At 61.9% G+C, this 13,787-nt stretch carries 13 protein-coding genes and 1 pseudogene; 5 read left to right on the top strand and 9 right to left on the bottom strand.

What is annotated here, in order from left to right; genetic code table 11:
• The first annotated feature begins 190 nt into the window (after positions 1 to 190).
• Positions 191 to 1,075: a class I SAM-dependent methyltransferase gene (locus KQ659_RS17185; RefSeq protein WP_216688135.1), complete on the top strand. Its 885-nt coding sequence runs from the start codon at positions 191 to 193 to the stop codon at positions 1,073 to 1,075.
• Between the two features lie 46 nt (positions 1,076 to 1,121).
• On the opposite strand, the gene KQ659_RS17190 is transcribed toward KQ659_RS17185, so the two are convergent.
• From KQ659_RS17190 to KQ659_RS17200, 3 genes are all read right to left on the bottom strand, one after another.
• Entirely contained in the window at positions 1,122 to 1,952 is an 831-nt protein-coding gene (locus KQ659_RS17190; protein WP_216678791.1) for an IS5 family transposase, read from the bottom strand.
• Positions 1,953 to 2,051: 99 nt separating this feature from the next.
• Positions 2,052 to 2,387, bottom strand: coding sequence for a magnesium citrate secondary transporter (locus tag KQ659_RS17195; RefSeq protein ID WP_216679935.1), 336 nt, complete (start codon positions 2,385 to 2,387; stop codon positions 2,052 to 2,054).
• Between the two features lie 31 nt (positions 2,388 to 2,418).
• Positions 2,419 to 2,721: a hypothetical protein gene (locus tag KQ659_RS17200; protein WP_216679934.1), complete on the bottom strand. Its 303-nt coding sequence runs from the start codon at positions 2,719 to 2,721 to the stop codon at positions 2,419 to 2,421.
• Positions 2,722 to 2,815: 94 nt separating this feature from the next.
• Between KQ659_RS17200 and KQ659_RS17205 the strand changes: the two genes are divergently transcribed.
• Positions 2,816 to 3,772, top strand: coding sequence for a Ppx/GppA phosphatase family protein (locus KQ659_RS17205; protein WP_216688134.1), 957 nt, complete (start codon positions 2,816 to 2,818; stop codon positions 3,770 to 3,772).
• Positions 3,773 to 3,909: 137 nt separating this feature from the next.
• Positions 3,910 to 4,971 carry an Ldh family oxidoreductase gene (locus tag KQ659_RS17210; RefSeq protein WP_216679932.1) on the top strand — a complete coding sequence of 354 codons (1,062 nt, stop codon included), beginning with the start codon at positions 3,910 to 3,912 and terminating at the stop codon, positions 4,969 to 4,971.
• A 92-nt stretch (positions 4,972 to 5,063) separates the two neighbouring features.
• Here KQ659_RS17210 and KQ659_RS17215 read toward each other — a convergent pair whose 3' ends face one another.
• Both KQ659_RS17215 and KQ659_RS17220 read right to left on the bottom strand, forming a co-directional pair.
• Positions 5,064 to 5,912, bottom strand: coding sequence for a murein L,D-transpeptidase catalytic domain family protein (locus KQ659_RS17215; protein WP_216679931.1), 849 nt, complete (start codon positions 5,910 to 5,912; stop codon positions 5,064 to 5,066).
• A 150-nt stretch (positions 5,913 to 6,062) separates the two neighbouring features.
• A complete protein-coding gene (locus KQ659_RS17220; RefSeq protein ID WP_216679930.1) occupies positions 6,063 to 6,944 on the bottom strand; it encodes a murein L,D-transpeptidase catalytic domain family protein in 882 nt (293 codons plus the stop codon).
• Positions 6,945 to 7,474: 530 nt separating this feature from the next.
• Here KQ659_RS17220 and KQ659_RS22170 point away from each other — a divergent pair.
• Positions 7,475 to 8,410, top strand: a pseudogene (locus tag KQ659_RS22170) (alpha-amylase family glycosyl hydrolase); the annotation flags it as partial.
• Positions 8,411 to 9,355: 945 nt separating this feature from the next.
• Positions 9,356 to 9,658 carry a T9SS type A sorting domain-containing protein gene (locus KQ659_RS22175; RefSeq protein ID WP_408610795.1) on the top strand — a complete coding sequence of 101 codons (303 nt, stop codon included), beginning with the start codon at positions 9,356 to 9,358 and terminating at the stop codon, positions 9,656 to 9,658.
• A gap of 125 nt (positions 9,659 to 9,783) precedes the next feature.
• Here KQ659_RS22175 and KQ659_RS17230 read toward each other — a convergent pair whose 3' ends face one another.
• The 4 genes from KQ659_RS17230 to KQ659_RS17245 form a co-directional block, all read right to left on the bottom strand.
• Complete coding sequence (locus KQ659_RS17230; protein WP_216688133.1) at positions 9,784 to 12,096, bottom strand: TonB-dependent receptor; 2,313 nt, start codon at positions 12,094 to 12,096, stop codon at positions 9,784 to 9,786.
• Positions 12,097 to 12,182: 86 nt separating this feature from the next.
• The gene (locus tag KQ659_RS17235; protein WP_216688132.1) at positions 12,183 to 12,422 is read right to left on the bottom strand and encodes a hypothetical protein; all 240 of its coding nucleotides are present in this window, start codon (positions 12,420 to 12,422) and stop codon (positions 12,183 to 12,185) included.
• A 146-nt stretch (positions 12,423 to 12,568) separates the two neighbouring features.
• Positions 12,569 to 12,958 (bottom strand): hypothetical protein, encoded by a 390-nt coding sequence (locus KQ659_RS17240; RefSeq protein WP_216688131.1) that lies wholly within the window; start codon positions 12,956 to 12,958, stop codon positions 12,569 to 12,571.
• 71 nt (positions 12,959 to 13,029) lie between these two features.
• Complete coding sequence (locus KQ659_RS17245; RefSeq protein WP_226930024.1) at positions 13,030 to 13,716, bottom strand: HupE/UreJ family protein; 687 nt, start codon at positions 13,714 to 13,716, stop codon at positions 13,030 to 13,032.
• Positions 13,717 to 13,787: the final 71 nt, after the last annotated feature.

Below are 13,787 nucleotides of genomic sequence, written 5' to 3' on the forward strand. Positions count from 1 at the left end.
TTACGAATTTTAAACATCTGATTTTACGCTGAAGTAGTTTGCTTATGAATCACTGCTTAACAACGAACAACCGACAACTAGCCGGAAGCTGGTTGTACCCCTATACGGCCCCAAACCCCAAAAGGCTCGGACCGGGTTACTACCCAATTAGCCGACCCTGCCGGGCACGGCCCCTACCTTTGCGCGCTCTATGTACGATTTCCTCACCACCTCGCCCTGGCCCGACTACGAGCTAATTGATTCCGGCAACTTCCAGAAGCTCGAACGCTTTGGCCAATACATCCTGGCCCGCCCCGAGCCGCAAGCCATCTGGGACCCGCACTTGCCCCTCAAGGAATGGAAAAAGGCCGATGCGGCCTTCGCCCGTGCGCCCGGCTCCACCGAAAAGGGCCAGTGGCGCCTCAAGCCCGACATGCCCGAGCAGTGGGTCATTGCCTACGAGCGGCCCGATGGCCTGAAGCTGAAATTCCGGCTGGGCCTGTCCTCGTTTAAGCACGTGGGCCTGTTTCCGGAGCAGGACCCCAACTGGCAGTTCATCTATAATCAGACGAAAAAGCGCCGCGCCAAATTGCCGCGCGTGCTCAACCTGTTTGCCTACACGGGCGCGGCCACGCTGGCCGCCCGCGCCGCCGGCGCCGACGTCACGCACCTCGATTCGGTGAAGCAGGTGAACTTCTGGGCCCGCGACAACATGGAAGCCAGCCAGCTCGACGGCGTGCGCTGGCTCGTGGAAGACGCCATGAAGTACGTGCGGCGCGAAGTGAAGCGCGGCAGCAAGTATCAGGGCCTCATCCTCGACCCGCCCGCCTACGGCCGGGGCCCCAACGGTGAGAAATGGCAGCTCGAAGACGAGTTGAACGAAATGCTCAAGCTCAGCCAGCAGCTCCTCGACCCAGAGGACCATTTCTTTGTGGTGAACCTGTACTCGCTGGGCTTCTCAGCCCTGATTCTCGATAATCTGACTACCGCCATTTTCCCCGGCGAGAAGGCCGTGCGCGAGCTGGGCGAGATTTACCTGCACGATGCCGGGCAGCGCAAGCTGCCGCTGGGCACGTTCTGCCGGTTTGCCGTGTGAGGCAAACTTTAGCTTGCCGTTTTGGAAAAAAAGATATTGAAGCTGTTTAGAAAGTCGGCTTTTGATTAATTTTTCGCAAAAAGATGACGACGAAGGCGAGCCAGTGCCAGGCCAGCCAATTGCCGACGCTGGTTTCGTAGCGCACGAGCAAGGTTTTAAAGCCGTCGAGCCAGGCGTTGGCGTGTTCGACCACGACGCGGCGGCGGTAGAGTTCGGGGTCGAAAAAGGTGTCGTCGTCGGTCTGCCAGTCGGCGGCGCGGCGGTTGCGGGGAATGTTGGCCTCGATGTCGCGCCGGGCGCATTCCTGACGAAAGCCTTGGGTGTCAAAGGCTTTGTCGGCGTTCAGAAACAGCCCGGCGACGGGAATATTAGCCGCTTCGAGCGAGGCGCAGATTTCCCCGAACAAGGCGTTGAGCTGGTGGGTGTCGTGGTGGTTGCCCGCCTGCGGGCTGGCGCAGGCCAGCGGTTGTCCCCGGTTATCGGCCAAGAAGAGGGCTGTGGTGGTACGGGCTTTCTTGCGGCCCTGATAGCCGACGGCCTCCCCGCCGTTCTTGGCGGGCGTGTGGCTGCCGTCGAGTTGGACGCTGGAACAGTCCAGATGGGCCCCGTTTTCGCGCAACAAGCGGAGCCATACCCCTTGCCAGGACCCGTCCTTGCGCCACGCATTAAAGCGGGCGTACACGCCCTGCCAGGTCAGCGATGCGCCCGTAAAAAACTGTTTAACAGGCAACAATCGCCATTGACAGCCGCTTTTGAGTTTGTAGAGAATGGCTTCCACCAACTCGGCCGGCTCCACGACCGAGGGGCGGCCATGGGCGGAGAAGGTGAGCGCGGGCAGAATCCATTGGCGAATCATATCTTTGGACAGGACTTCCATTAAAATGCGAAAAAAGGAGTGTTACACCTCAAATTTCGCGCTTTTTTGGGAGTCCTTTGACTTTCTAAACAGCTTCATTAAAACACGGCAGGCTAAAGCTTACCTCACGCGCTTATTCATCCACAGCTGAAAAATGAGCGCCCCGGCCGCGTAGGCCAACACGTCTGCCGGGTCGGCCACGGCCTGGGCCGACCAGAGCGGCAGCAGGCCTTCGAACCACAGCGCTACGCCGGCCCAGGCGGCCAGCACCCAGGTGCCGGGCAGCGTGGCCCCACGGCCGTACACGGTTTGGTGTGCGGCCAGGGCCAGGCTGAGCATTAGGGGGAGAAAAAGCACATCGTTCAAGTACGACGCCAGCCCGGCCGGCAGCGCCAGGTGCAGCCAGTGCTTGTTTAGCTGGTAGCCGCCGTAGAGCAGGGCGCTGCCTAAAAACAAAGGGTGGCGAAGCACGGCCGGCACCCGCATATCAGGCCGCCAAGGCGGTTACCAGCCACACAATAAACCCCAGAATGGCCACGAATAGCAGCTGCCCGCCCCGCACAATAGTCTTGAAAAACCGCACCAGGCCGCCATCTTCGGGGTATATTTCCACGAGCTGAATGCCCCCGCGCAGGTGCTCCGTAGCCGCGCGCTGCCGGGTTTCCTCGTGCGTGCGTGGGTCCAGCAGCTCGCCGCAGTGTTCGCAGCGGTCGGTGGCTTGCTGCTGCCAGTGCGACCACTGCTGGCAGACCGGACACTTCTTCGTTGAAATAAAATTTTTATCAGCCATCGCTCTTTCTTTACGTAGGAAGCAAGCGCATGTTTAGGGTGCTTCGGCACAGGCCCGTCGTACCCTTCGTTGCCATTGCCATATTTTCTTCTCAATGCATCACGCCCATCCTCACCCCCGCCGCCTTGCCCTGATTGATATGGGCACCAACACTTTCCACCTGCTTATTGTGGAAATGCCCACCACGCCCGGCCAGAAACCGGTGGTCGTGCTGCGCACCAAAGCGGGCGTACGCCTGGGCGAGGGCGGCATCAGCCAGGGCATCATCGCCCCGGCGGCCTACGACCGCGCCCTGCACACGCTGGCCGGCTTCAAGGAGGAAATGGAGCTGCACTCCGTGACGGAGGTGCGTGCCACCGCCACCAGCGCCATGCGCGTCACGAAAAATGGTCCCGATTTGGTGCGCGACATTTTCGAGCAAACCGGCATTCAGGTCAACGTCATTTCTGGCGAGCGCGAGGCGGAGCTCATCTGCCAGGGGGTGCGCCAGGCCGTGGATTTGGGGAAGGAATCGCAGCTGATAATGGACATCGGCGGCGGCTCGGTGGAGTTCATCATTGCCAACCAGACTACCATTTTCTGGAAGCAGAGCTTCGAAATCGGGGCTCAGCGCCTGCTGGATATGTTCTTTCCCGACCCCAGCGGCGTATTTCCCGCCGCCGCCGTCGAGGCCGAGCAGCAGTACCTCGGCACAATGCTCACGCCGCTCATCGAAGCCGTGCGGCAGTACCGGCCGGTGGGCATCGTCGGCGCATCCGGCAGCTTCGACAGCCTGGCCGACATGCAAGCTGGCCAGTTGCGTACTGAGGCCGAGCTGCCGCCCTGCACCGAGCTGGCGCTGGAATCCTTCCAAAGCAGCTACCGCCACCTGCTCGGCGGCAACCACGAGCAGCGCAAGGCCCTGCCCGGCATCCTGCCCATGCGGGCCAATATGATGGTGGTAGCCACCGTGCTAATTGATTTCGTGCTGGGCATCACGGAAATTACGCGGATTCGTGCGTCGGCTTTCGCACTGAAGGAAGGGGTTTTGGCGGAGATACTGGCCGTATAATTTACTTTGAGCGTCATACCGAGCGCAGCGAAGCATCTTTACCGCCACCACTAAACCAATCGAATGGATTAGTGGTGGCGGTAAAGATGCTTCGCTGCGCTCGGTATGACGTTCCCATTTCTCCGATTCCTCAAGACATGACCTTCTCCTACAGCCAGCTTTTCACCTTCACCGAAAGCGTTTTTCTCGCCATGGGCTGCCCGGCCGAGGATGCCACCCTCGCCACCGAAACCCTGCTTTCGGCCGACCTACGCGGCGTAGATTCCCACGGTGTGGCCCGCCTCGTGGGCTACGTGCGCCTGTGGGAGGCCGGCCGCATCAACGCCACGCCCCGCGTGGGCGTCACCTACGAAACGCCTAGTACCGCCGTGGTAGATGGTGACGGCGGCCTGGGCCTGGTGGTGGGCCCCCGGGCCATGCGCGTGGCCATTGAGAAAGCCCGGCAGGCAGGTACCGGCTGGGTTTCAGTGAAGAACTCCAACCACTTCGGCATTGCCGGCTACCACGCCATGCTGCCGCTGGCGCACGACATGATTGGCATTGCCATGACCAACGCCTCGCCGCTCGTCGCGCCCACCTTCTCGCTCGACCGCCTGCTTGGCACCAACCCCATTGCCGTAGCCGTGCCCGCCGGCGAGCAGTCTGATTTCGTGCTCGACATGGCCACCACCACCGCCGCCAACGGCAAGCTCGAAATTGCCCAGCGCAAGGGCCTGCCCCTGCCCGAAGGCTGGGCCCAAACCGCCGACGGCCAACCCAGCACCGATGCCAACGCGGTGAAAAACGGCGGCGCGCTGCTGCCCCTGGGCGGGGCCACCGGCTCGCACAAGGGCTACGGCTTGGGCGCGGTGGTCGATATTTTCTCGGCCGTGCTCTCCGGCGCGAACTATGGGCCGTGGGTGCCGCCCTTCGTGGCCTTCCTACAGCCCTCGGCCAACCCCGTGGGGCAGGGCCTGGGACACTTTTTCGGCGCCATGCGCGTCGATGCCTTCCGGCCTGCCAACGAGTTTAAAGCGCACATGGATAACTGGATTTCAACTTTCCGCCAAGCGCAGGCAGTGGAAGGCAAAAAAGTCCTCATCCCTGGCGACCCCGAGCGCGAAATGGCCGCCCATCGATTGCTGGACGGCATTCCGCTGCTCGATGCCGTGGTTAAGGATTTGGAAGGCGTGGGCGCGAAGTTTGGCGTGAAGCTGTAGCACTTCGTCTTTATTCCGACAGCCAGCCAAAAACAAAAAGGCTCCCTGCTTGCGCGGGGAGCCTTTTCCAATAATATCAGCAGTGCTGAAACCTACGAGATGCCGTGGGCCGTGGCGTGGGGCGCCATAGCAGCCATGGCCACTTGCTGGTTCAAAAACTGCGACGAGTAACCCGCGTCCGACTTGTTGAGGAACAGGCAAGTGCCACCGTTCACAACGTCGATAATCTGCGAATACTGGTCCATGGGCAGCGCCGGGCAGCCAAGGCTACGACCCAGGCGGCCATTCTGCTTAATGAAGTCTTCGCTGACATAATCGGCGCCGTGCATCACGATGGAACGGGCAGCGGCGTTGCTGTTCACGCCTTCGTCCATGCCTTCGAGGCGCAGCGAATGGCCGTGCTTGCCTTCGTATTCGCTGCCGGTGACATAAAAGCCCAGGCTGCTCATATTGCTTTGGTCGGTGTTGGAAAAGCTGCTGGCTTCATTCTCGCCCGAGTTGTGGCCGTGAGCCACGAGGGTATGAAAGAGGACTTCTTTCTTGCCCAAATCGAGCACCCAGAGGCGTTTTTCGGTACTGGGCAGGTCGAAGTCAATAACCGTCAGCACCTGCTTGTCCTCGGCCAGCTTGCCGGCCTGGCGCAGGTTGAGGTAGCCGGTCATGGCCTTGGCGAACGTTTCAAAGCGCAGCCCTTCCTGCTCGGCCCCGAGGGCATTGTAGGTGGTGCGCAGCTCCTGGTCGAACTGGGCTTTGGGCGAAAATTCTATTTTGGGCATCCGCAGCTCGTTGCGCGAGCTGCCCGCCACCGACTGCTGAATATTGCCGGCCATGGGCGTAGCCAAAAACAACGAGGCCAAAAACGGCAGAACGCGGCGCGCCATGCGCTGACGACGCAGGCCTTGGCGTTTGCGCTGAACGATGCTGGGCTGATGCGAATGCATAATCGAAGTGGCTGGTTGGAGAAGCAAAATCAGCCGGCGCACGGGCGACAGCTGTTTCGGATGCTTTATACGGAGTGGGAATTCCGGCGGCTACTTTAAACACGATTTGCCGAGCTAAATGATTCCGTTGCTTCTCCGGATGCAACCCGGCTAGCGCCAGCCGCGCTGCAAAAACCGGCGGCCGGCGGCCGGCCCATCCAGCCAGCGCGAGGCCAGGCCGGGGCCGCTCATGAGCAGCATGCTGCCCACCCGCAACGTGGCAATAATGGCCTTGAACTGCGCGGGCGGCAGCGCCGGACAGCCCCGGCTGTAGCCCAGGTGGCCGTATTGGCGCACGTATTTCGGGCTGACGTAATCGGCGGCGTGCAGCACCACGTAGCGGTCGAAGGCATTCGCATTTTGCCCTTTATCCAATCCTTCGATGCGGCGCGAGTAGCCATGAACACCATCGTAAGTACCCGCCGTGCGGTAGAAGCCCAGCGAGGTGCAGGCCGACGAATCTTTATCGGAAAAGCGGCGGGCGCGCAGGTGGCCCGAGCCTTCGCCGTGGGCCACCAGGCTGCGGTGCAGCACTTTCGCTTCCTTCAGGTCGATGACCCAGAGGCGTTCGGAGGTGTTGGGCAGGTCCATATCGGCCACGGCCAGCAGACCGGCGCGCTCGATGCGGCCGGTGGGGTGCAGTGTGAGGTAGCCAATGCAGGCCTGCTCCAGCACTTCGGGGCGTAGCGCGGCGGCGGCAGGACCAAGGGCGGCGTGCAGCTGCTCGATGGCCTGGCGCAGGGTATCGGGCACGGCGGCCAGCGCGGGCACCGGGGTCAGGCGCAGCGAATCGGGGACCGGGACGGCCACCGCCGGCACAGCGGCCGATGTGAGGGCAGCAGCAGCAGTGACGCGTTTTTTGGCGGGCGTTTGCGCCTCCTCGGCGCGCAGCTGGCAGCCGGCGGTGAGCAGCGTGGCGGCCAGGCAACCAATGATGTGCGCCTTACCGGCAGACGCTCTGACAAACTCCCCTACTTCTCTCAACCTAACCATGGGCCAAAACTACGGCGCGCTGCAGCAGCAACCACTCGCCAACCGGCACTTTTACCAAAACGAACCAAGCCGGAGCCTGAGCGAAACCAAGGCCCGGAGCACAACGCCAGCACTCCTCCACGACCTGATGAACAATAATTATTGACATAGCACAATTATTCAAAAAATGCAATCGAATGCACAAATAATATTTTGTCATTTCAAGGTTATACGAACCATTTTTTCTACCTTGATTCACTGTAATAGCAGCAAAATCGCTGTTTTTGCGCTGCTACTGATTAACAAGCCGTACTTCATTTTTTCCTCACAAAACCCAATTCCCACACATGATGCACTTTTCCCCGCGTTTTCCGTTCCGCAAACGATTCCGGTTTGCTTTAGCTCTGGCCATCGCGTTGCTGGGGGTCGGCAACCAAGCTGCCTACGCCCAAAAAGTAGTCATGCAGGGCTTCTGGTGGGATTTCTGGAACTCGAACTATCCTAATGGCTGGGCCAACTACCTCGCCGACCTGGCCCCGCGCCTGAAAAGCATGGGCGTGGATGCCGTCTGGATTCCGCCGACCATCAAAAACGCCAACCAGGGCAACGGCTACTCCCCTTTCGACAACTACGACCTGGGCGATAAGTGGCAGAAAGGCTTCCTGGCTACCCGTATGGGCACGAAGGATGAGCTGCTGCGCGCCGTGGCCGTGCTGCACGCCAACGGCGTGGAGGTAATTCAGGACCTGGTGCTGAACCACAACGACGGGGCCGGTTCCTCGACCGGTGCGGGCGGGCAGGACCCCGCCGCCTGGGAAGACGGCACGACCAGCAAGTACAAGAACTTCCGCTACGTGAGCTACGCTAAGCCGGTGACCGACGAGAGCGCCGCAGATTATTTCAGCCGCTCGGGCCGCTTCTCGAAAAACTGGGAGAATTTCAACCCCAACCAGGGAAATAATTCCACCACCGGCGACTGGAACGCCCCCTTGTTTGGGCCCGACATCAGCTACTACACCGGCTCCTACGGCCAAAGCTCCAACGCCACTACCTATAACCCCGTGCAGGCCAGCGACTACATGCGTACCGGCAACCGCAACTGGCTGATTTGGTACAAGAAGCAGGTCGGTTTCGATGGTGTGCGAATGGACGCGGTGAAGCACTTCCCCGACTTCGCCTCCGAAGACTTTCTGTATAATATGCAGAGCAACGCCGGCTGGGCCAACGGCGGGGCCACCATGTACGCCGTGGGTGAATGGGTGGGCTCGTCGAGCCAGATGGATGGCTGGGTAGCCAACGTGAACAACCGCTCGGGCACGTTCGACTTCTCGCTGCGCAACGGCCTGTACAACGTTGTGAGCCAGGGCGGCAGCTTCGACATCGGCACGCTGCCCAGCTACCAGCAAGGCACGCGGGTGGTGAACATCAACGGGACGTATGTGCACCGTACGGTGCCCTTCGTGAACAACCACGACACGATGCGGCCCCAGGTAGATGCCAACGGCAACTACACCGGCTGGAATACCGGCTCGGAGCTGGCCCCGCACATCGACCCGTTCGACCCGCGCCTCTCGGCCGTGTATGCTGCCGCGCTGGCCATGGATGGCTCGCCGATGCTGTTTTTTGAGGACGTGTTCAACGTGGGCAACACCAGCAAGCGCTACGTGCACAGCCCCAAAAGCACCGTGGACCTGCCCACCCGCGACGACCTCGTGAACCTGGTGTGGTGCCACCAGAACCTGCATTTCAAGGACGGCGCGTACAGAGTGCGCTACCAAGCCGCCGACCACCTCGTGATTGAGCGCAGCACCAAGGCCATCATCGGCATCAACGACAACTTCACCACCTGGCAGAACAACACGGTGAGCTGCGATTTCGCGCCCGGTACCGTGCTGAAGGACTATTCCGGGGCAAATGGCACTGCCACCATCACGGTGAGCAGCACCCAGACCGTGGCCATCAACACCCCGCCGTGCAACGGCACGGCCGCCAGCGGCCGCCGGGGCTACTCGGTGTGGGCGCCCACCAACGCCGTGACCGACTACACCCGCCCCGCCCTGACCACCACCCAGGAGTGGGAGCTGGCCAACGACCTCGGCGACTCCGACAGCCGCAGCCTGATGCAGGGTGGTGAGCTGCCGGCCGCCTCCACGGCCTACCGCACGGCCGGCCGCATCTACGTGGCCGCCAACAAAGGCGTCACCTACACCCTTTTCCCCGTCGATGCCACGCGCAGCCTGACGGTGGCCGTGCTCAACAGCGCTGGCACCGTAGTGAGCAGCCAAACCGGCACCGGTACCCTCACGGGCACCTACACGCCCACCACCGAAGGCTGGTACACGCTGAAAGCCAAAAACGCCAGCACCGCCAACCCCAGCCAGGGCGCGTTCGTGAAGGCCACCTACACTGCTCCCACCGTGGTAACCGGCGCCATGACCGGCCGCCGCGATGCCGCCGTGCTGGCTAACACTAAGGAAGTACCCACCGCCGAGGTACTGGTGTACCCCAACCCCACCGCCGCCGACCGCATCGATGTGGTGATTACCGCCAACCGCGAGCAGGCCGCCACCGTGCAGCTGCACGACCTGACGGGCCGCCTGGTGCACCAGGAAACTGTGCGCCTCTACAACGGCACGAACGAGCTGCGCCTCGGCGTGAAGAAGACGCTGCCGGCCGGTATTTACCAGCTGAGCGTACCCGAGTTTCATGTGAGCCAGAAGGTGGCAGTGCAGTAACGACCAGCCATTTTCAATCAAAAAAAAGCCGCTCCGATGAATCGGAGCGGCTTTTTTTTGATTGAAAGAGTCCTGCTGCCCGCTGGCGCGCGTCTGCGACGCGTGCCAGCGGGCAGCAGGACGACCTAAAAAAACACGCTCACATTCAGCTTCGCATAAAATGGCGTGCCGGGCGTGAAGTGCAGCTCATCAACGCCAACGGCAGGCTCGGCGGGCAGGCGGGTCTGGGTGGCGAACTGGGCCTGGTTCCACTCCACGTTCAACAGGTTTTCGGCCGAAGTCCCAATCTGGAAGCGCGGCGTGGTGTAGGCCAGCACAGCATCGAGCAGGAAGTAGCCTTTGGCGCGGATGCTGCCGTCGTCGTTGGCCGGGCGGGAGTCGATGTGGCGGTAGCGCAGGCTGCCGCTCCAGCCTTTCGGGACTTTGTAGGTGAGGCCGCCGGTACTGGTGAAGGTGGGCGCAAGCGGAATGTAGTTGGCCTTTTCGGGCGCGTCGAGCTGGCGGCCGTGGTTGTAGTTGAAGTCGCCATCGAGGAACAACCGGCTTCCCAGCTGGTAGCGCACCGACAAATCGAGGCCGTAGCGCTGGGTGGGGCCGGTACTTTCCACCACGGCGTCATCGCCCACGTACACCAGCTCGTCCTGCAAATACAGGCTCCAGAGGGCGGCATTCACTACCAGACTGGGCAGCGGTTTAAACGTGCTCCCGATTTCGGAGCCGATGGCGCGGGGCAGCACATTGGCATTCACGCCCTGAATCACGCCCCGCGCATCATTCGAGTGGAAGCCGAAACCCGAACGGGCAAACAGCTGCACGGCCGGCGACAGCTGGTAGTAGAGGTTGAGCTTGGGCGACACGCGGGCCCGGGCCACGCGGCCCGCCAGCGGCGCGGTTAGGCCGGTGGCCTCATCAGTCCGCCGGCCCCGGAAATCGAAGGTGAAAAAGTCGGCCCGCACCGCCGCGTTCACCGTGAGGCGGTCGGTCAGGGTCAGGGTTTCATCGAGGTATACGTTGATGTTCTGCTCGAACAGCCGGCCCGTGCTGATGGTATCGAGCGTTTCGCGCCGCACGGTGTGGCGCAGGCCCAGCGTCGAGAAATCGTTGCGGGTGCCCACGCCCAGCGTGCTGTGCAGCGCGCGCGCCCCAAGCTGGTCGTCGCGCTCATACGTGGCCGTGTAGCCGAAGAGGTTCCGGTCGTCGGTCTGGTTGATTTCGTCGCCGTTTATCGAGTCGTGCAGGAAGAAAGTGAAGTTGGAAAACAGGCTGAAATCGTACTTCGAATAATACGCCTGCTGGCGCAACACGGCATCGTGCGGCAGCGCGGTGGTGAGCACCACGCTGGCGTTGGTGCGGCTGGTGCGGCCGCCCTCGGTGGGGTCGATGCTGCCGTAGCGCGAGATAATGCCCTGCTCGATGCCGCGCTCCGGAATCTGCCCGCTGGCGTCCCAGTTCGAGGTGAAGTGCGAGCCCAGCACCGTGAGCGCCGTTTTGTCGGAGAGCTGGCCGGTGTATTTAGCCATGCCATTGAAGCGCTTGAAGTGCTGCGGCTGGTCGAAATACGAGTTGGTGAAGTTGTACTCGGCCGCCACGTAGGCGCTTTCAGGGCGCTTGCTGAGCAGGTGGTGGTCCGGCCCCAGCAGGTCCAGCATCACCAGCGCCCGGCGGGTAGCAAACTGGCCCACTTCGAGCTTCACCTGGCTGTGCTCCAGTCGGGTTTTGGTGCTGAACTCGCCCGCGCCAGCCGTGGCAAAATCGCCGAACCGGGCCGTATACGGACCCTTATACACCTTCAATTGCTCCACCGTTTCGGGAATTACGAAGTGAAAATCGGCGTAGCCCTGGCCGTGGGCGTGGCTCACCATGTTCACCGGCAGCCCGTCCACGCTCACCGCGAAATCGGTGCCGTGGTCGCAGTCGAAGCCGCGCAGGAAAATTTGCTCGGCCTTGCCGCCGCCCGCGTGCTGCGCGATAAACAGGCCCGGCACGAGGCGCAACAAGTCCTGCGCCGAGTTCACGGGCCGCAGCAGCTGGTCGATGTGCAAGATGGCGGCCAGGCTCTGGTTGGGGTCGCGGGGCTGGCTTACGGTCACCTCGGCCAGGCTGAGCGTGGTGGTGGCCACGCGCACGTTGAGGCGCTGGGTTTCGCCGGCTTTCAGCATCACGGGCACGGCCTGGGCGCGGTAGCCGAGGGCCCCCACCCGCAACGTGTAGGCTGCGGGCTTGAGGTCGCTCAGCCGAAAATTGCCCAGCGCATCGGTGGCTGTGCTGCCGGGCTGGCCTTGCAGCCCTACGCTCACGCCCGCCAGCGGCTGGCCCGAGAGGGAGTCGGCCACGGTGCCGCGCAGCGTGGCGGTGCCCTGCGCCCGCGCCGGGCAGGTCAATAAAAACAGCCCGAGAACAAGCCCCCAGGCCGATAAAGCAGTAAGAAGTTGTTTCATCTAGTCGGAAATCAAGGCGGCTGGCTGGCGGCGCCGAAGCACCGCCCACCAGCAGCTCATTTGAATAAAAGGGAAGAATAGGCCGACTAGAAATTGGCCTTGCTCATGCAGTTGGCGCGGCACTGCGCCCGGTGCTGTGCCTGCTGCTGCGCCAGGTGGTCGCGCTGCTGGTCGCGCAGGGCCGTCTCACTGATGGCTGGCAGTGTCCGGCTGTTGCCCGCATCAAACAACGAGCTGGCAATGCGGCCCGCCGAGGGCAGCTGCACGCGGGAGATAACGCCCGTAGCGCCCGCTACGGGTTGGAGAGAATTGGCCCGGAAAATCATGGAATGAGGAGTTGAACGCGCCCAGGCACGGTAGCCCGGCAGGCTGCGTCGGATTATTGGATAAGAGGAAGTGGCACGACCAGCTAATCGCAGCCGCGCCCGGTGGCAACAGCTGGAATCGAACCCAACCGCAGCCAAAACTCAACTTATCCCCGACGGGGCGGCAACTCAATCTGGCCCCGATAGCCCACGGGCACGGCCACTACGCGGGCTGCACACCGGGCCCCGGCAGCAGTAAAAACCGGCCGTACAAACGCCACCCGCAGCTCCGTGAGGCAGTGCGTATCCAGGCCTTTGAGGGAGGTAAGCAGCTGTTGCAAAGGCGGCCGCTCGCCGGTTTTTTTCACGGTGTATTGCACGCCGTTGCAATCATCGAAACAGCCCAGACGCAGGGTGTGGCGCAGTTGGCAATCGTGGCTGTGCACGTAGGCAAAGGGCCGGTCAATCACCCGCGCCGGACGCTCCACGAGGCCCGCTCCCACTACCAGCAGGTAGTTGAGCAGCAGCAGCAGCGTGAAGTACGGGCGGAGGGCCATGAGTGCGGGGTGGGCTTGCGCTATCTACGGCGAAAAGGCCCGGCGAGGGTGTGCGAATTTCAATTTATTATTCAGGCAAAAAACACCCGCTCTACGGTCCAGTAAGCCGCTATCAGGCCGATAACCACCGACACCGGAATCACGACCCGCTGCTTGTACCAGCTCTTATCGGCCACCCAGCGGCCTACCAGCGCCCAGCACAGCAATATCACCGAAACCTGGCCCAGCTCCACGCCCACATTGAAGGAAATGAGCGAGCCGAAATAGTCTTTCTGCGGCAGCCCCAAGCCCGTGAGGGCGCTGGCAAAGCCCATGCCGTGCACCAGCCCAAAGCCAAACACAATGACAAGCCGCCACGGGTTGAGCTTGTCGGTAATAATGTTCTCAATGGCCACAAACAGGATGGACAGCGCAATAATCGGCTCGATAACCGACGACGGTGGCTGAATAAACCCGTACATGGCCAGCCCCAGCGTGATGGAGTGCGCCACCGTAAACGCCGTGGCCTGCATGAGCACCGGCTTCAGGCGCGGCTCCAGAATGTAGAGACTGATGATGAAGAGAATATGGTCGAACCCGAGCGGAATGATATGCGTGAAGCCTAGCTGCAGGTAAGTCCAGAAAATCTCGGTGCGCGAGAGCTTGCTCAGGTCCGTGTTGAGGACGTGCGCGGCGGCTGGCAACGCCACCAGCAGCGGCAGGGCCACCAGGGCGCGGCGCGGCAGACGCATTCCTCGCAACGGGAAAAGGGTTGTCATAGGTAGGGTGCGGGGCTTGCCCCCGCCCGTCGTTGAACGGAATTATTATGGAGCGAACGGCGGGCGGGGGC

The sequence above is a fragment of the Hymenobacter siberiensis genome, from assembly GCF_018967865.2.
Lineage (GTDB): Bacteria > Bacteroidota > Bacteroidia > Cytophagales > Hymenobacteraceae > Hymenobacter > Hymenobacter siberiensis.